Source organism: Corynebacterium freiburgense, assembly GCF_030408815.1.
Lineage (GTDB): Bacteria > Actinomycetota > Actinomycetes > Mycobacteriales > Mycobacteriaceae > Corynebacterium > Corynebacterium freiburgense.
The window spans coordinates 2,101,169-2,120,735 of record NZ_CP047355.1; the positions used below are offsets into that span (position 1 = coordinate 2,101,169).

At 49.1% G+C, this 19,567-nt stretch carries 8 protein-coding genes; all 8 read left to right on the plus strand.

All coding sequences use genetic code 11. The annotated features are described in order from the left end of the window. The first annotated feature begins 21 nt into the window (after positions 1–21). Positions 22–537, plus strand: coding sequence for a low molecular weight protein-tyrosine-phosphatase (locus CFREI_RS09515; protein ID WP_027011840.1), 516 nt, complete (start codon positions 22–24; stop codon positions 535–537). 11 nt (positions 538–548) lie between these two features. Next, the gene (locus tag CFREI_RS09520) at positions 549–1,427 is read left to right on the plus strand and encodes an SURF1 family cytochrome oxidase biogenesis protein (protein WP_027011839.1); all 879 of its coding nucleotides are present in this window, start codon (positions 549–551) and stop codon (positions 1,425–1,427) included. Positions 1,428–1,447: 20 nt separating this feature from the next. Next, positions 1,448–1,987, plus strand: coding sequence for an SURF1 family cytochrome oxidase biogenesis protein (locus CFREI_RS09525; protein WP_027011838.1), 540 nt, complete (start codon positions 1,448–1,450; stop codon positions 1,985–1,987). 462 nt (positions 1,988–2,449) lie between these two features. Next, the gene (locus CFREI_RS09530) at positions 2,450–4,168 is read left to right on the plus strand and encodes a restriction endonuclease (protein WP_027011837.1); all 1,719 of its coding nucleotides are present in this window, start codon (positions 2,450–2,452) and stop codon (positions 4,166–4,168) included. Between the two features lie 709 nt (positions 4,169–4,877). After that, positions 4,878–5,642 (plus strand): hypothetical protein, encoded by a 765-nt coding sequence (locus CFREI_RS09535; protein WP_240483177.1) that lies wholly within the window; start codon positions 4,878–4,880, stop codon positions 5,640–5,642. Between the two features lie 122 nt (positions 5,643–5,764). Beyond that, a complete protein-coding gene (locus CFREI_RS09540; RefSeq protein ID WP_084170640.1) occupies positions 5,765–8,704 on the plus strand; it encodes a DEAD/DEAH box helicase in 2,940 nt (979 codons plus the stop codon). Positions 8,705–8,707: 3 nt separating this feature from the next. Next, positions 8,708–13,273, plus strand: a complete 4,566-nt coding sequence (locus tag CFREI_RS09545; RefSeq protein ID WP_027011834.1) for an Eco57I restriction-modification methylase domain-containing protein — start codon at positions 8,708–8,710, stop codon at positions 13,271–13,273. A 6-nt stretch (positions 13,274–13,279) separates the two neighbouring features. Next, positions 13,280–19,564, plus strand: a complete 6,285-nt coding sequence (locus tag CFREI_RS09550; RefSeq protein WP_027011833.1) for a DEAD/DEAH box helicase — start codon at positions 13,280–13,282, stop codon at positions 19,562–19,564. Positions 19,565–19,567 lie beyond the last annotated feature (3 nt).

A 19,567-nucleotide genomic window follows, 5' to 3' on the forward strand; every position in this document is an offset into this window, starting at 1 on the left:
TGAGTCTATTATTCTGACTGCATGAACTTTGCCGAAGAGCATAATGCCAGCCTCTACCTGGTCTTTGTTTGTACCGGAAATATTTGCCGCTCCCCCATGGCAGAAATCATTGTTCGCAATGCGCTTATCGACGCCAACCTCGCCAACGATGTCCTGCTACGTTCCTGTGGCATTGGCGGCTGGCATGTAGGCCAAAAAGCCGACTACCGTGCCATTGCCGAACTGGCCACTATAGGACTCGACGGCACCAAACACCGCGCAAACCAACTCAGTGGCGAACACCAATCCGCCGACCTTTTTATCGCCCTAGACAACGGCCATATCCGCGACCTTAAAGCCTGGGGCATCCCCCGAAATCGTATTCGACTCATGCGTTCCTTTGACCCGCAGGCCCCACAATGCGCAGAAGTAGACGACCCCTACTATGGTGACGCCAGCGCCTTTACCCAAACCCGCAAAGAGATTGAGGCCGCAACCCCCGGGCTCATAGACTGGATACGGCAACAACTAGAAGCCTCAGAATCCACCACACGATAAGGAAGCCCGGGATGCCCGAAAAGCAATCACTGGTCAAGGTCTTTCTCAAACCCGGCTGGGTTATTACCGTATTTATTGTTATTGCCTTTGCCTATATTGCTTTTACCGTCCTGGCCCCGTGGCAGCTCGGCAAAAACGAAGCCACCACCGCCCGCAATGAGCAAATCACCGCCGCATTCGAGCACGAACCCGTCCCCTACACGCCCGGCTTGGAGGAATGGCGGCGGGTGGAAATCACCGGCACCTACCAACCCGAACACGAAACCATACTGAGGCTTCGGCCCGTAAACTCCAAACCCGCCTACCACTCACTTATCCCCTTCACCATAGAAAACGGGCCAACCATTATTTTGAACCGCGGCTACCAAACAGAAGCCGAAGGCCCCAGCTTCGCCCCACCACCAAGCGAACCAGTCACCATAACCGCCCATATTCGACGCACCGAAACCGGCGTAGACCCCAGTATTACCGCCTCCCTGCCACCACAAGTAAACGGCATAGACACCAAACAACTCGCCGACATTACCGGACTAGAACTAGAAGACGATTACCTGCAACTTGTGGAGGGCCAACCCGGCGTAATCCAAGCCCTCCCACTACCCCAACTAGAAACCGGCCCCTACCTCTCCTACGGCATCCAATGGATCGCCTTTGGCATTATGGCGCCGCTTGGCCTCGGCTACTTTATCTACGCCGAAATCCGCGAACGCCGCCGCGAAGAACAAGAAAACGCCACCGCCGCCGAGGCTGAACGTATCGACGCCCCCGAGCCCGAGCCAACCCCCCAGCGTAACGACGCCCCCACCACCCGCCGACACCACGCACGCTACGGCAACGACCGCGTAGACCACTACCGCAAAATCGCCGAAAAAAACCAAGAACGCTTTTGATATTTTGGGACTGAAAAGCCGTGAGACGAGCAACCATTACACTCATAACCCTCGGCACACTTATTGCTGTAATCGCGGCCCTTGCCTGGTATTTCACGCAAGACACAATAGAAGACATCAAACAACGCCAACCAGTCACCTACACCCAGGGCCTTGATGAATGGCAACCCGTAACCATCACCGGCACCTATATGCCCCACCACCTCATACTGATCAATACCCCAAATAACACCCAGCACCTAGTCACCGGATTCAGCATTCCCAATGGCCCCAATATCCTGGTAGACCGCGGTGAAGTTCGTGAACAAAACCTTGAACCGCCAACCGAACCCGTAACCATTACCGGCTATATCCGCCACAGCCAACCAGGCACGGGCCCAATCCTAGAAAAATACCCGCCCGAAACCGACCGAATAAACACGAAAGCGATTGGTGAAGCGCTGGGTGAGGTGTTTGAGGAGGATTATATTGAGGTTGTTGGGGATGGGGCGGGTTCCTTAAGTCACTTGGATACTTCGCGTGGAACGATGCCTAAACATCCACAGCACTCCGTACCGTAAACCTAACCACGAAAATAAATAAGTGGTCTACCTTCATTCCTGTAAACTTTCGTAAAAATATCTTTTCTTACAATGAACACGAACACACAATAGCTAATTACATCAATATTCCAACTAGCTACACGCGGAAGCAGAAATTTAAAAACGATTGCCAATCATCAAAAATATATATTAGTAATCGTAGCGTTAAGAAGTTTTGCCAGGCCATAAGTCTCATCAATGACCAACTCAATATCAAATAGACATTTTAAAAAATTGAAAATTTTCTCTTACAACTCGGGTTAGTTAACTTACATTTGCAAATATACACTATTCTCAGGAAATCAAGATTTTTAATAAAATCTAGAACAATCAGAAAGAATTACTAAGTCTCTCCTGATCTACTGGCGGAATTCGCCGCCATGTGAAAATAAGCAACCATCATGCTATGCTTCCTACACCAGTTCAAAAAAGGAAACTATTATGGCGCGAATTCCGTGGACCACTCTCAGTGGCGAAGACGTTGAGTCAATAGTAGCTTTGCTGATAAATAGCGAATACTATGAAACGGTGCGAATCACCCCTTCTCAAGGAGATGGCGGAGTTGATATACTACATCGCGATAAATATGGACCTGGAAAAGATGCAGTTTACCAGGTAAAAAAATTCTCTACTCAACTAAAGCATGCTCAAAAAAAGCAAATAATAAATTCCATTAAAGCCGTATTGAAAGATCCGCGCTGGAAGTCCCTTCAACTTAATGAGTGGAATCTTGTCATGCCTCTCGACCCAACCCCCGAGGCACTGGAATGGTTTAATGAAACACTTTCTCAACACGGCTTGACAGGTAACTGGTTAGGAAAAACCTACGTTGAGCAATTGGCGGCAAAACATCCACAGGTTATTGACTATTACTTACAGGATAATCGGGAACGAAATGAAAAACTAATAAAAGCTATAATCACTCTTTCAAGCGCAGGCAACTACACGGATTTATCGCTAAAGGATCAAGTTTGTCAAATTCAATCCGCGATTTCAGCACTTCAGAATGATCCTTTTTATGAGTTTCAGGTACACCTTGGAAAAGGAGTCCCTCCAATACTTCAAAGTAGACAGATTCCCCACCTAGTAACGTCGACGCTACTCACAGACGCTGAAAACACATCTTGGGCAATCGTAGATTTTATCGCAAAAACTAGGGAGTCTACTAACATTTCACCAATACAATTTACGGGTGAGTTAAAGACCTCAACCAAAATAGACGAATTGAATGCATTTTTTGATTATGGCATTCCATTTTCTGATCTTGAGTTTTCTGGAAGCATTGAAGCCCCCGGAGGTTTTGTCGAACAAATCAATGAAGGAAAAATTTCACTTTTACCTATTAATAATACATTTGATTCAAGCTCACTATTTCGTTTTTCGATCGAAGATCCTTTTTACAATGAATTAGCCAGTATTAATGTAATTAAGTCCCAAGTTAATAGCGGAAATAAAGGAATTCATGTAGAATTAGTTGAAGAAAATAAGATATTCAAGATTGAGATTATCGCACCTTATTCCAACCCAGATAAATGCACATTCGCACCGATCTTTGAACACAAGTTCATTTTCACACATGATCCTAACGCAGCCTGCGGACTACCTGTAACAACAGTCCAGCAAATATACCATTTTCTTACACAGTGCAAACCGCCTAACAAAGGTTACTTTGGTTCACGTCACGCGTGGACAAAAACGAAAGAGGAAATTCAATTCCTCGAACAAATTTTGGGAATTGATGAAGAATTAGGGAAAACGTTAACTCAACTTGCGTTTTTTATTAAAAATCTTTCGATAATCCAAGAACACACAGCAGAAATCATTAAAGTACCTGAAATTAAATATATTGATCAGTCCTTGTATTCTAAATGTAGTTTTATTGCTAAACTACTTTCGGAAAAAACTTTAGCGTTTCGCTTCGGAGAGGAAGAAAGGCTAATTTTCAAGTCACATGACGTCCAAATCTCTGTGACTGAAAAAACCAAGAAGCTCCGACTTGAATTACCACTAAGGTTAGATTTACCAGGGACTACATTAGACCTCGGATCTTTTAGCTGTTCGGTACTTAATCCTACAATAACTCAGGTGTCAAACATAAATGGAGTTCAAACTTTTGCTGTTGATTCTGATAGCAAAACTTACACTTTAGAAATTATTTAGAATTATTTTTGAAAAAGTTTCGTACTTATACTATTTACGGAGCTCCCGACATTACCCTCTTGACATGATGCATTCTATGCCGAGTAACACCGAAAAGACCTTCACATTGCCCAAGTTGAATTTTTGTTAGTGCACCCAAACATAAACTACTCAACATCTGCATTTCGGACTGATTTCGTTTTAATGAACTACCCACTGATCATTTTTGTAACCTCGCTTTTCGTCAGCGTAGCCAAACTCTGTCAATCCCGACTTTTGTAGTAGTTGCTCCCAACACGGAAAATCCCGCCAAAACAACTCCGTTATTGACAATCCCAGTTGTAGCAACTCGAATCACGCCAGCACCGGAGCAAAGCCAATCCTCAGCAAAGGTAATTTCGAACTGACCAAACAAACTCCTTTTGCACTGCCCAAGTAATTATAAGCCATATTTCGACGCAAGAATGATCAGCATGCGAACAAACACTCCGTAACTGCACTCCGCGGATGCACCCGCGCAGCATCACTCTACACATTGCGGTCCTCACACAATTCAACTTCAGCCAGGTACTCGAGGCACTCCACGTTCCTAGTCGTACCCAAACGCCAAAAACCTCACTACCCCCTCTCTATTGATAAAACTTCACCAACGGATAAGATCGCAAATCGGCGAAATCTATGTGTTCGCAGTGTACGGGGTAGTTTTAGCTTTCACAGAGGTGTTTTAAATATGCTGAATTTTGAGCAAGCGAAGGTTATGAAGAAGTTCGATACCGCCGCGTTGAAGGAACTGGCAGCTAGTGGTTTCGATAAGGCGTTGCTGGCACAACAGCCGATTGCGCTCGAGATGGTGGCACGCTTGCGTCGCGTGCACCCCGAAAAGTCTCCCGAAGAGCTGGTCAAGTTCCTGAATAATACCTATCTGGGAACAATAACTGTTACGGGAACTGGCTCTGGGCTGGCGTCGGTCGTCCCCAATGGTGTTGTTCAAGTTCCGGTAGCTCTTGCAGACTTTGCGGCTTTCTTAGAATCTTCAGTCTTGTACGTATTGGCACTCGCGGAAATCTATGGCGTAAACGTTGAGGATATTGAACGCCGTAGGTTTCTCGTCCTCACGGCACTCCTCGGAGATTCAGGCACAAAAACAGTGACACAGGCTCTGGGTAAGAAAACTGTTCCTTATTGGAGTAAGACGATCATTAACAAGATTCCAATGGAAATGATCACTAAGGCGAATAAGTTACTAGGCCCACGTTTTATTACAAAATACGGTTCTAAGCAGGGCATGCTGGTTTTGGGTAAGCAATTGCCGCTGGCATTAGGTGCCGTTGTCGGCGCTGGAGGAAATGCAACATTCGGCTATATGGTGATTCGTTCGACAAAGAAGCTCTTGGATTCCCCTCCCGAGAACTGGGATCACTTGGATAGCAATGATTTCGATAGCGTTGATGAGGTCATTGAGGTCGTTGTCGAAGACGCCACAGAGGGTAACTGAAGTCAAAAACAAGATCGCTGACCACGGCTCATCGGCCCCTACTGATCCCCAACCCCCGCCACCCCTCCTCCATTCACACCCTCACGTTCCCTCCCCCACCGTTATCCAGTTAACATTTCCTCATGCCTGCTTCCTCCTCATCTGCACAAACAAGCAATTCTGCTACACCCCGCTCCCCCTCAATCAATCAAAATTTCGCCCCTGGCATGATTGTTGAGGTTCGGGATGAGCAATGGCTGGTTACGCATTCCACTAAGTCGCAGGATGGTTGGAAGGTTAAGGTTCGCGGCATTTCTGATTACGTCCGTGACACCACAGCAACGTTCTACTCTGCACTGGATGAAATCACGGTTTTTGACCCCACAGATGTGATTTTCACTCCCGATACCACCGGTAACTATCAGCGCACCCGCCTTCAACTTGAGGCGGCACTTCGCCAGACTCCGGTTCCGCTGTATCAGCCAGAGTTGTCGGTTGCCACAAAGATGCTCCTTGATCCGCTTGATTATCAGCTTGATGCTGTGCGCAAGGCTTTGTCGGAAGACAATATTCGTCCACGTATTCTTCTTGCGGATGCTGTGGGCTTGGGCAAAACTCTTGAGATTGGCATGATTTTGTCGGAGCTCGTTCGTCGGGGGCGCGGCGAACGCATCCTCATTGTCACTCCCAAACATGTGCTCGAGCAGTTCCAGCAGGAAATGTGGACCCGTTTCGCACTCCCATTCGTTCGCTTGGACTCTCAAGGTATCCAGAAAGTTCGCCAAAAACTCCCCGCTTCACGTAATCCGTTTACGTATTTTCCACGCGTAATTGTTTCTATGGATACGTTGAAGTCCGCGAAGTACCGTGCGCAGCTTGAAAAGGTCACATGGGATGCTGTTGTAATTGATGAGATTCATAACGCCACGAACTTAGGCACCCAAAATAATCAGCTCGCCCGAACACTTGCTCCAACTACAGAGGCACTGATTCTTGCTTCTGCCACGCCACATAATGGTGACCCGGAATCGTTTCGGGAGATTATGCGTCTGCTTGACCCCACTTCGGTTCTCCCGAACGGCGAGATTGACACTAATGCGGCAAAACGTTTGATTATTCGCCGTCACCGCAATTCTCCTGAGGTCGCTCAGGTGGTCGGCGCGCAGTGGGCTAAACGCGGCGAGCCTCAGAATATTGCTGTCAAGGCGAGTGCTGAGGAAAACGCGATCGCTGAAGAGCTGTACGCAACCTGGACTAATTCTCCTTCCGGCCCACCATGCTCAGACACACTGTTCCCATGGACGCTGGTCAAGGCGTTCCTTTCATCACCAAAGGCTCTGCAGGAAACAGTTGAGGGTCGTCTCAAACGGCGTAATGACGCCCCCTCTGCCTCAACTCAGCACGAACGCGACGCACTCCAAAAGTTACTGTCATTAGCCGAGGCAACTACCGCCGAGAAATCCGAGAAATTCGCCGCTTTGGTCGATTATCTCCAGACTATCGGCGTGCGGAAAGGTTCAGATATTCGTGCGGTTGTGTTTTCTGAGCGTGTTGCCACGCTCAATTGGCTTAAACAAAATCTCGAAAAGTACCTTAAGCTCCCCAAAGGTGCCATCCGTGTTATGCATGGTGGCTTGTCCGATACCGAACAAATGGAACTTGTTGATGAGTTCCGCCGCGAAGATACACCGTTGCGCATCCTGGTTACTGGCGATGTCGCAAGCGAAGGTGTGAACCTGCACGCTAAATGCCATCACCTCGTTCATTACGATATCCCCTGGTCACTGATCCGTATCCAGCAGCGCAATGGCCGTATTGATCGTTATGGCCAACAGCACGAACCGCAGATTGCCGCACTAATTCTTGATCCCCAAGATACGAACTTCCCCGGCGAAATGAAGGTGCTTGCTCGATTGATCGAACGTGAACATGCCGCCAATAAATTACTTGGCGAGGCTGCGCTGCTCATGGGCAAGCACAACGTTAGGGGAGAAGAAGATGTCATTCGTAGCATTCTCCAGAAGTCACGTGATTTTGATCAGCAGATTCTCACTCCTGAACAGGTATTGGAAAATGCTACTCACACTGTCGGAGTGGCGCTTGATATCGCGCAACTCATGGCAGCAATGCCAACAGCATCGGCCACTGAACAACCCGCCACCAACGCCCCGAGTTCTGAACACCCCCAAACCCAAATCACCAGCCTCTTCGCAACCGAAAAGGATTTCCTTACCAGCGCACTCACAGAAGCATTCGAACAAGCAACCGCTCCTCTTGCCAAAAACGGCGTCGCACTCGAGTACGAAAAAGAGCACCATATCCTTTCATTCAAGCCGCCGAAGGATCTGCAGCGCCGTCTTGATTTTTTGCCGCAGGATTATGTTCAGCACCGCAAAGTGAAGGAAAAGATTCTTCTTTCAACTACGCCATCACGCGCCCAGGAATTAATTAAGGCGGCATTGCAAACTGGTTCGGAGCATTCTTGGCCATCCGCTCATTTTCTCGGCCCACTGCATCCTGTTACCGCGTGGGCAACTGAACGGGCTCTTGCCAAGTTTCCTCGCCGCGAGCTGCCTGCAATCGTTGGCAATGTTGAAGAATTGACATTGTTAATGATGGCAACTGTCACCAATAGCCTTGGCCAGATTGTGTCGCGTTCGTTTCTTACCGCTTCACCTGCGCAGTTCGAACTTGCGCATATCGAGCCACTTGAAGACCCCTACACATGGCTGTACCACGTTGGCCTCGGCACAACGGCGTCTAATAGCCAGCTTGCCCAGGTCCCTGAAGATATTGGCACGTTCCTCTCCATTGCCATAAGCGGAGCCGAATCCCACACAGATTTCGTTATCGATGCCGCAACGATTCACGCCAATCACCGCATCGAAATATGGAAACAACGGCAACAGGAATGGGAAAACCAGCGCAAAGGTATTACGCATGCTTCGCAAACACTGAAAAAGACTTCCGACCTTATTGAACGCGAGCGCAAACTCCTGAACACGCTTTCGCCAGAACGTCAGCTTATCCGCCCACTCGTTCTTATCACCCCGAACGCACCACACCGAAAGAACCTGATCTAGGCCATGGCTACATTCGATTCCATCATAAATGTTGAAGAGTGGATTAGTGACCACTACTTCACCACCGATGAAAAAGGCAAGAACTTCACCGCGCAGGTCAAAGCGGCCCACACGCAGTGGAAAGCCGAGGAAGCTGATACCAATACTTCGCCGTGGACTCGTTTTACTGCCCTTCAACGGCAATTGCAGCAGGCTTTCGCTACGTCTGATCATGAGTCAGTCACTCAGCTGGCAGAGCTACACAATATTATCCGCCAAGCTTTCGGTTTTACTGCCCCCACCGAGCTCACCGCCGAACGCGCAGGCGATGATATTCACTTCACCGGCTCGCTTTGCAATACCGCACTGCTTATTGACGCCGCCTCCATCACTAGCCATGAAGAGCTCGGCGCAACTACTCCCCTCCACCCAGTATTCATCGGTGATAAACCAGGTTCCCTCACAATTCAGCAATTGGTGAGTGATATTTTCCTTTCGAATCTTGCTCCGGCGTACATCATTATTCTCGCTGGAAAATGGGCAGTTCTCGCTGAACGGGATTCCTGGCCTCTGGGTCGTTATCTAGCTGTAGAGCTCGCTCTCGTACTTGAACGCAATGATACGAAAGCCGCTGGCGAACTCCGCCGGGTTATTGCCATGTTCGCCCGTGAGCACGTCGAACAAGGTGCAGACGGCTCTATTTGGTGGACACAAGTGCGCGAAGAATCACTAGAACATGCAATCAAAGTTTCCGCCGAACTCCGCCAGGCAATTAAGCATTCAATCGAGATTATCGGCACTGATGTTCTCGATCGCTTCGCTCAACAGAACAAAGATTCCTCCGACATCGATGGCAATGAACTAGCCAAAGAGGCAATCCGTTACCTGTACCGAATCTTGTTCCTGCTATTTGCCGAGTCTTCACCAGAACTCAATATTCTTCCCACCGGTACCCCAGAATATGACGAAGGCTACGGCCTTTCCCGTATCCGCGATCTTATTCTCTCACCTCCAAGTACACCGGCTGCGCAACAAGGCACCCATCTCTACCAAAGCCTCGATCGCCTATTCACACTGATCAATAATGGGCACAACCCCAAAAAATCAAATGTAGATTCAAGCGCAGCTGATGAGGGCCTGCGTTTCCGTAACCTCAATGCGGACCTTTTCCAACCCAGAGCAACCCACCTAATAGACCAGGTAAAACTATCCAACCAAGCACTCCATGAGGTGCTGCAAAATCTCTTGCTGTCCAGCGAGCAATCCGGCAGGGACCGAGGCTTTATTTCATACGCAACCCTCGGCGTTACCGAACTCGGCCAGGTATATGAGGGGCTCATGTCCTACTCCGGCTCGATCGCTACTGAAACTTTGCTGGAAGTCGCCCCTAATGGCGATGCTTCCAAGGGCTCGTGGGTGGTGCCACAACACATCGCTGATCAGATTGATAATAAGCATTTCGTAAAAGCACCTCGCGCAGCGGAAGAAGGCGGCATAGATAAAGACGCAGTCCGACGCTATGCACCAGGCAGTTTCGTTTTCCGTCAATCGTCCCGCGACCGTGCCCGCTCAGCTTCGTTCTATACCCCTGCGGTCCTTACACAATTCACTGTCAGCCAGGCGCTCGAAGAACTCCAAGCTTCCGGGCGCATTCAAACAGCAGAAGACGTCCTCACTCTTTCTGTTTGTGAACCCGCAATGGGTTCCGGCGCCTTCGCCGTTGAGGTAGTCCACCAACTCGCGGAATTATATATTAAGCTGCGCCAACAAGAGCTCGATACGCAAATTCCGGCGGAACAGCGCGCCCTTGAACTCCAAAAAATCAAGGCTCACATCGCCCTCCACCAGATCCATGGTGTTGACCTTAATAAAACCGCCGTTGAGCTTGCGGAAATTTCCCTCTGGTTAGACACGATGACCGCCGAGCTCCAAGCGCCATGGTTTGGTCTTCATCTCCGCCACGGTAATTCCCTAATCGGTGCGCGCCGCTCAACGTATTCTGTCGCCGAAACCCGCAATAAGGCTTACCTCACCCAAGAGCCGAAACATCATCCGCTCACTTCACTCAGGCAGGCCATTACAAACATCGAAAAAGACATCACTGTCTCCGGTAGGATTCACCAATTCCTTCTGCCCTCCCAAGGCTGGGGCGCGGCCGCTGAGGCAAAAGACCTAAAGGACATTGCCAAAAAAGAAATTGCCGACCTCAAAAAGTGGCGACTCAACGTCCGCAATAAGCTTACTGACCATCAAATCAAGGCATTGCAAGATATCGCCGCACGTGTCGAACAACTGTGGCAATTCGCCCTGATCCGCACCGAGCTCGCAGAAGACCAAGCGCGTCGCGACGTTCGCATTTGGGGCCGCGAATCCACAAACACCGCCAAGAACGTCACCCGCAAAGATATCGAAAAAGACCTGTTCAATAACGCCGACGGCGCCTATCGACGCCTCCGCCTTATCATGGACTCCTGGCACGCCCTCTGGTTCTGGCCACTCGACGCCACCACCCCGCCACCAGACATCAACGAATGGATTCGCACCCTCCAAAGCATCGTCGGCACCACCGCGAAAACCAGTGCGAAAAACGCCCAACAATACGCACTCGGCCAAGCACCCACCTGGGACGAAATCAACGCCGCCGAGGAAACCGACTGTTTCGTTTCGGGCGCACTCAAATCAATAGAGCTTCTCGACGCCCACCCGTGGCTCCGCACCGTGCAAGAAGTCACCGCCGCACAAAACTTCTTCCACTGGGATCTCGACTTCGCCGCAGTCATGGCTAAAGGTGGCTTCGATCTCCAGGTAGGAAACCCACCATGGGTACGACCTCGTACTGATGTAGACGCCCTCCTCTCAGAGACTGATCCGTGGTTCTCCCTAGCCCACAAGCCAACACAAAAAGAAAAGAAAGAACGACGAGAAACCGCACTTCAACATCAAAACGCACGGGCAGTTCTTCTTCGCGGTATTACTGAGGTCGTTGCAACAAGCGAAATCCTCACAGATCCCACTCTCTATCCACACCTCCAGGGCCAACAGCCTGATCTGTACCGTGGATTCATGGCGCGCACCTGGAACAATGCTTCACCTCGTGGCGTCATTTCCCTTATTCACCCGAAATCACATTTCACAGAAGCCAAAGCAATATCACTGCGCTCAGCTGCATATAAACGACTTCGCAAAAATTGGCACCTAACAAATAAGTTAGCTCTTTTTGATATTGACGCCAACGAGAAAAATTTCGATATTGCAATCTACGGTGCGCCAAAAGACAACATAAAGTTCCAAATGGCTTCAGGTATACATCACCCTAAAACACTTGCAGATTCTCTCGTGCACGATGGAAGTGGGCCCGTGCCAGCATTCAAAACTGACGACGGTAAATGGGATCTTCGTCCTCACCGTGACCGGATTATTACTGTTGATGAGTCCACTCTTGAGGTGTGGAATTCTATTCTTGAGGAGCCAGATACCCCGTTGCTCCATACACGAATGGTGTACACGGTGAATTCCGAGGCGTCGAAAGTCCTTGAAAAACTTGCGCGTGCACCTCGAATGAAAACCCTAGGCCTGCAATTCTCGGCAGGCTGGCACGAAACCGGCGATAAAAAGAAGGGTTATTTCGACTCCAAGTGGGAAGTCCCTAGCTCGTGGAATGATGTGATTCTTCAAGGTCCTCACCTCGGTGTTTCCACGCCGATGATCAAACAGCCGAACGAAACGATGAAGCACAATCAAGATTGGACGGAAGTCGATCTTGAAGCAATGCCTGCTGACTTCATCCCCGCAACCGCCTACCAGCCCGACCGTCAAGAAAAACCAGATTACGACGCCGCGTACGGCTCATGGGAAATCGACGGTAAACCAATCCCAGTAAGTTCGACGTACCGGGTGGCGTGGCGCGCGATGGCGGCAACAACCGGTTTCAGAACGTTTTACCCATCACTAGTTCCGGCTAAAGCTACACACGTACATGGTGCTCATTCCGCTGGCCCTATTTTAGATAGTTGTAGTCTATTTGCTGCTACCGCTGCTAGCTCATTTCTAAACGATTATCTAGTTCGCTCAAGCGGATTATCGAATCTTTACGGTGCCAGTTTCGAAGTCTTGGCTTTGGGTTCAAAACAATCACTTTGGCCTCAGGCCAATAACCGTTATCTACATCTCAATTGCCTCACCTCAGCTTATGCACCTCTTTGGGAGGAGATCACGGGCGAAACATGGACTCCGGACACACCGATCCGCAACGCTCTCGAACGTCAGAAAGCTCAAACCGAGATTGATGCGATTGTGGCTCTTTGTCTCGATGTCACCGCTGATGAGCTTTGTATGATTTACCGCACGCAATTCCCAGTGATGCGGCGTTATGATCAAGAAAATCATTTTGATGCTCATGGGCGGTTGGTTCCCAAGAGCATTTTGAAGGAGCATTCGAAACTTAAAAACGATGACAGGCTTAGTGAGTCTGCTCGAACTTGGACGCACCCTCAGTCCAATGTTACTTATGTATTCGAATATCCTTTTATTGTGTTTGATCGTGAAGCAGCTTTGCGTGCTGCGTACGCAAAGTACAAAGAAATGATGTAGTACCCGATGTCTATGCTTTTGCCTGTGCATTCTGCGGCACACATTCATGAGGGCATTACTGAGTATCTGACCACAAGTTTTTCCTTGGCGGATAAAACCCTAGCGGAGCAATTAGCGAAGTTCCTTACTGATCCTGATGTAGGGATGTTCCGCGGTCCATATGTTCGTACTCGTTTGCCATACGCGACCGCCACTGACTGGGAAGGCGTGTTGAGTTGGCTCCCTGATTGGTTTGTGCCATATAAGCACCAGGCAGATGCATTTCGTCGACTCTGTTCCCAACACAATGGGAAACCAAGACGACCCGAACCAACACTTGTGGTCACAGGGACAGGTTCGGGTAAGACCGAATCATTTTTGTATCCGATTTTGGATCATTGTGTACGTAACCAGGGTGAGGGGATCAAAGCCCTTATCCTGTATCCGATGAATGCACTGGCTAATGACCAAGCTAAACGCCTAGCTAGTTTGATTCATGAGGATCCTCGTCTTGCGTCTATTACGGCTGGTCTTTACACCGGCGAAGCTAGCCAAACAAAAAGCACTCGCATGACCGAGGATTCGCTGATCACAGATCGCAATTCCATGCGGGAGAATCCGCCCGACATTTTGTTGACTAATTACAAAATGTTGGACCAATTGTTGTTGCGCGCTCAGGATCGTAAATTGTGGGAAAAATCCGCGCAATCATTGCAGTATCTTGTGCTGGACGAATTCCACACATATGACGGTGCACAAGGTACAGATGTCGCATTGTTATTGCGGCGCTTAGGGTTAATGCTTAAGCGTTTCCAGCCCGAAGATTGGCTTACTGAAGAAGCGCGGAAACGAGTGCTAGGAAACGTTACTTCGGTGGCAACTTCGGCGACATTGGGTTCGAAAGATAAACCTGATGCCATACTCGACTTTGCGTTCACTGTTTTTGGAGAACGATTTCAGCAAGAATCTGTTGTTACGGAGACAGCACTGACACTGTCCGAATGGCAACAACTCATAGCCGAGCAATTTGGGAAAGCTGAGTACGTACCAGAAACTTTTGATATTTCCACATTAATTCCGCTTATCAACACCGAAGTTGCGGAACAATTGGATACTTCCCATAAGGATTATGCACAAGTTGTGCATTCTGTTTTTTGCAAACATGCTTTTAAGTGCGATGAGAATGACATTCAAGCTGCGATCTCGTTAACTGCACAGCATCCTGCGTTTACTAAGGTGCTAGAAAACGCACATTCAAGCGCGATTCCGTTTCAATATCGCAGCGAATCTAATCCAGACACTCTCCTTGAACGCGTCTTCGACCAGTCAGTATTGCGTAAACAAAGAAGTGCTGCAGTTGAGTTTTTAAGCCATGTTCTTTCGGAATTGTCGTATCTTCGTGCGGAGTATGGCCGTACTCATGGCTGGAAGGCGAAACAGCTTCCTGGTGTAGAGCTGCATATGTGGGTGCGTGAGCTTTCCCGCATTGATCGCTCATTGAATCCGCCTGAGGAAGGGTTTGGATTCCGTTGGGCGGATGATGGTCCACAAGAAGAAGGACAAACACAAGATACTGCCTGGTTGCCAGCCTGTTATTGCCGTAATTGCGGGCGTTCAGGCTGGATGGTGAGTATGCAACCAGGCGGTGATGCACCAATTATTTCTGGCCCAAAGATCCGTAAAAACTCTATATTTGCCCGTGAAAGCCAGCGTCCGCTGTTGGACACGACATTTGAAATCGACGCGAAAGCCTCTGATCAATCTCAGGTGATGTGGTTCAACATTGATACCCCGAGTTTGAGCCGCGCTGAGCCTAGCGAGCAGGCAAAAAACCTGGGCCGTGCTATACCTGTGCTGACCTATGCGGGTCAGGATCAAGAGAAACTGGCCGTAGAACAAGTATGCCCTTCTTGTGGTGAAAGTAATGCAATTGGTTATTTGGGGGCGTCTGTTTCCACGCTCCTTTCAGTCGCGTTATCTAATTTCTTCGGCCAATCTGACCTCGATGAAGCAGAGAAGAAAACCTTGGTGTTTGCAGATTCAGTGCAGGATGCAGCTCACCGCTCTGGGTTTGTGCAATACCGTGCTCGCACATTTGCGTTGCGCACCTTTATTAGAAATGCGGTTTCGGAAAAAGAAACTACACTTGCTGAAATCCCGCAACGCCTTGTTGAGCTAGCTGGTGATCGTCTGCGATCACGTTTTGAACTGTTACCCCCAGACCTCACTGATAACCCGAATTTTGAAAACTTCTGGCGTTCTAATTCTGCATCAAGTGAAACAGAGAAAACATTGTCGAGCGTTATCTCTCGTTTAGGTATTGATGCAACATTGGAATTTGGGCACCGCGCAATTCTCGCGCGTTCACTGACCTCTACTGGATCATTGACCGTGAAAGTTGAGGCGGAGGAATTAAGCTTGCACGATGCTGCCGATGCGGCAGTATTAGGGATACAACTACCGCTTGCTGCAGAAACAAGTCTCGGTGTCTGGGCACGCAGTATCCTTGAGCAGATTCGTCTTCATGGTGGCGTTTATCATCACTGGTTTGAGCAGTATTTATTGGATGATTGCAATAGCTATCACTTGAATAAACGCGAATCTCGGGTAAAGGGTATTCCTAGTTTTCCACGCGGCGGTGCTCCGAAATTCCCGATTGTAATTGGCCGAAGGAGCCTTAATCATCGGGTGGATGACGGCGCCATGAGAATCGGGCCAAATAGTTTCTATGCGCATTTAACAGCACGAATCCTCGGTATTTCTCGGCACGATGCTGCGATTGCTGTCATGCATTTATTAAATGAATTCACACACCGAGGAGTTCTTCAATCTAAAACGACAAATTCCGGAAACACCGTATATTCGATTGTCCCGGATCACGTTATTATTCGGGCTGAAAAAGATCCCCATACATTGGAATGTGATGTTTGTCATGCCACGCTGAATGTTGATCGTTCCGTCCGGGAAGTATTGGGAGATACGTGTTGTCACACGACTGGTTGTGAAGGAAAGCTTAGAGAAATTTCTCTGAAACCAAACTACTACCAGCGCCTTTACAATTCCACAGAGCCACGCACGGTCGTCGCAAAGGAACATACATCCTTGTTAAAGAACGAGGAAAGGCTAGCACTAGAATCGCAGTTTAAATCCAAAGGCACTACTGCCGCGAACGCACCAAATGTGCTTGTTGCCACGCCAACGTTGGAAATGGGTATTGATATTGGTGACCTTTCTACAGTGGTGCTGTCCTCGATGCCACGCACTGTTGCAAGTTATGTGCAACGCGTTGGTCGTGCGGGACGTTTGACCGGAAATTCGCTTATTCTTGCGCTTGCGCGCGGCCGTGGTAAAGCACTCCCCCAGCTCAGTAATCCGTTGAGCATGATTGCCGGTAGCGTTCAGCCTCCGGTGGCATTTCTTTCTGCCGAAGAAATCCTGCACCGACAGTTCCTCGCCTTTGTGATCGAACAATTGGCATTGGACGAACAGGTGCCCACTCTTCACACAAGCAAGCATGTCTACCAGGTTTCGCCACACCGTAAATCACTTACTCAAGTAATCGAAACGGCAATCAGTGCGGGAATTGAGCCTTTATTAGATATTTTTTGCGAAACTCTTCGTCCGCATGTTGATGATGAGGTCTTGCAAGAATTACGCACCTGGAGCGCATCGGAAACACCAGGACATAGCCTTACCTATGATCTGCATCGTGCCAGTGAATCATGGGCAACTGAACGGAATGCGCTAACGAAACGCGTAGATGAGCTTGAGAAACGGCACGTCAAACTCTCCCAACAAGCGGTGGCTAGCAGCACCGACGATGATATTCGGGCTCAGCAACGTTCAACACGAGCATCTCTAAATCATACGAGGGAACAGTTAAGCACCGTGGTCGATGGCGAACCTTGGATTGCCGCAATGGAACGCTACGGACTATTGCCAAACTACACGCTGCTTGATGATTCTGTTGAACTCAATTTGAACATCACTCGGCAACAACCTGGCACAGCCGAGTTTGAAACTGAGCGCAGAGAATACACCCGTGGGGTTTCCAAAGCACTTTTCGAATTAGCTCCTGGAAGCACGTTCTATGCACAAGGAATCGCCGCGAAAATCGATTCCGTAGAAATCGGTGAACATGGCAGCAATATCGAGCAATGGCAATTCTGCCCTAGTTGCTCATACTCCGTAAAGGTCAATACTGATGACCATGAATCGCCCCGACCCGCATTCTGCCCAGTGTGCGGCGACGCGCACTTTGCGGATAGAAACCAAATTATTTCTGTGCTACCGCTACAGAAAGCATCCGCACAAGTAGAGCACTCGCGGTCGTCGATAAACGATTCGCTCGATGAACGCAGCAGGGTTCAGTATCATTCAACGTTTTCCGCAGTGGTAGAGCCGCAGGGCTTCGGGAAATCCTGGTACCTAAGCACGGGCTTTGGTGTGCAACATTTACGCCGCGTATCACTACACTGGCTAAATCTTGGCAAAGGCGCTGGTGAACGACGCATCTTTGGCGGCCGTGAACTTGAAGTGCCATTGTTCCAAGTATGTAAACACTGCGGGCATATAGACTCCGAAGCAGGCTCAAACCGATGGCAAGACCACCTTCCATGGTGTGACTACCGGAATAAAAGCGAAGAAGACACCGTATCCTTCGCCCTCGGTCGCACTTTGACCACGCAAGGCATTTTCCTGTTGCTGCCGAAACTTCTTACGGTTGCTGATTCGCTCACTCTGCCGTCCCTTATCGCAGCGCTCAAACTTGGGTTTAAAGAAGTACTCGGTGGCGACCCCGATCATTTGGACGTAACCCGAGTGATTTTTGGGCAACCAAACTCCGAATCTGGCAATAACGCCGACCCCGTTGAAGGCCTACTGCTTCACGATAACGTCCCCGGCGGAACCGGATATTTATCCCAATTCGCTGAGCCCGAAAAAGTTCGCGAACTCCTGGAAAAATCCTGGCAGCGGCTCCGCTCCTGCAAGTGCACCAACGACGGCCTACTTTGCTGCGAAAACTGCCTACTCCCCTACGCGGCATACAATTCGCTGGACAAAACATCACGCGCCGCCGCAGAAGCAGCCTTATACAAACTTTTGGTCAATGACCTGCACCCCAAGCCGAACATTCATGTACCTAGTGTCGCATGGGATATCGAAGCGACCCCTCCCAAAATAGATCAACGATCGCACCTGGAAGCTATGTTCTTCCACGAGCTGCGCACCAGCTTGGAAAAACAAGATGTCAAGCTAAAAGAATCCGTACGTGGCAGTGCTACTGAATGGGAATTCACATTCCCCGGCAGCAAACACACATGGCGCATGCAGGAACAAAAAAACCTACACATCACCATCCCTGACTTCTACTTCTCCACCGACGATCAAAAAATACCTGACCTCGCGTTGTATCTCGATGGCGCAACTTACCATATCTCAGAAGAGCACGAACGCCTGCACGGCGACGTGGAAAAACGCAACACACTATTCGAACGGAACATTCAACCTTGGTCACTCACCTGGGCTGATATCCAAGAACACAGCAAACAGCGCGAGCTTCCTACCGTAACCGAACCACGATGGTTTCATTCACAGCTACAAGCACAACTTGCTGCTCAGCTAAACCTTGAGCGCACCAAAATTAACCTAATTACACAAGACCCCATGACGCAGTTCCTTGCGTGGCTGAAGGACCCTAACCCCACCACATGGGACAAGATTTCCCATGCAGCAGCCGTGCATGTGGCCATGAATTCCCCAGAACAAGTTGATGAACAAATCCGGTCTACTGGACTGGGCCCGATATCGGGAACATACTCTGGGAAGGACTCACGGGCCGAATTACTTTTTGATACCTCCCGCGGAATTGACCAGGTCATGTGGAATGAATTCCTTGCACTATCGAACTTGTATTATGCCCGCGGTGCGTTTGTTACGGTGCATACGGACGTGACGGCGAGTGCCCTGATCGAAGATGTGATTGCTAAGCCAGATGTGGTTGCGGATAAGCAGTCTATCTCGCAAGATTGGCAAGAAATTCGCAATGAATTCGAGGACGAACCTGAAGTTCTTGAATGCATTTTGTCGCTCGCGCTAGAAAAAGTCCGTGTTCCCGATAGCTATGGCGAAGAACTTTCCAGTATTGCTTCGGTTGCCGTATGGGAAGGTCCAAAAATCGCTTTTGTTTTCGAACGAGATAAAGAGCTGGAAGCGCCACTCCTTGCGGACGCATGGACTATTATTTCACCAGAAGACTTCCAACCCGACCAACTTCCAGAAGCTTTTGCCGCACTAAAGGAGTCCACATAGCAC

Coding starts and splice junctions, on each gene's coding strand:
- CFREI_RS09515 (WP_027011840.1), top strand. CDS start 22: ATGAACTTTGCCGAAGAGCATAATGCCAGCCTCTACCTGGTCTTTGTT.
- CFREI_RS09520 (WP_027011839.1), top strand. CDS start 549: ATGCCCGAAAAGCAATCACTGGTCAAGGTCTTTCTCAAACCCGGCTGG.
- CFREI_RS09530 (WP_027011837.1), top strand. CDS start 2,450: ATGGCGCGAATTCCGTGGACCACTCTCAGTGGCGAAGACGTTGAGTCA.
- CFREI_RS09535 (WP_240483177.1), top strand. CDS start 4,878: ATGCTGAATTTTGAGCAAGCGAAGGTTATGAAGAAGTTCGATACCGCC.
- CFREI_RS09540 (WP_084170640.1), top strand. CDS start 5,765: ATGCCTGCTTCCTCCTCATCTGCACAAACAAGCAATTCTGCTACACCC.
- CFREI_RS09545 (WP_027011834.1), top strand. CDS start 8,708: ATGGCTACATTCGATTCCATCATAAATGTTGAAGAGTGGATTAGTGAC.
- CFREI_RS09550 (WP_027011833.1), top strand. CDS start 13,280: ATGTCTATGCTTTTGCCTGTGCATTCTGCGGCACACATTCATGAGGGC.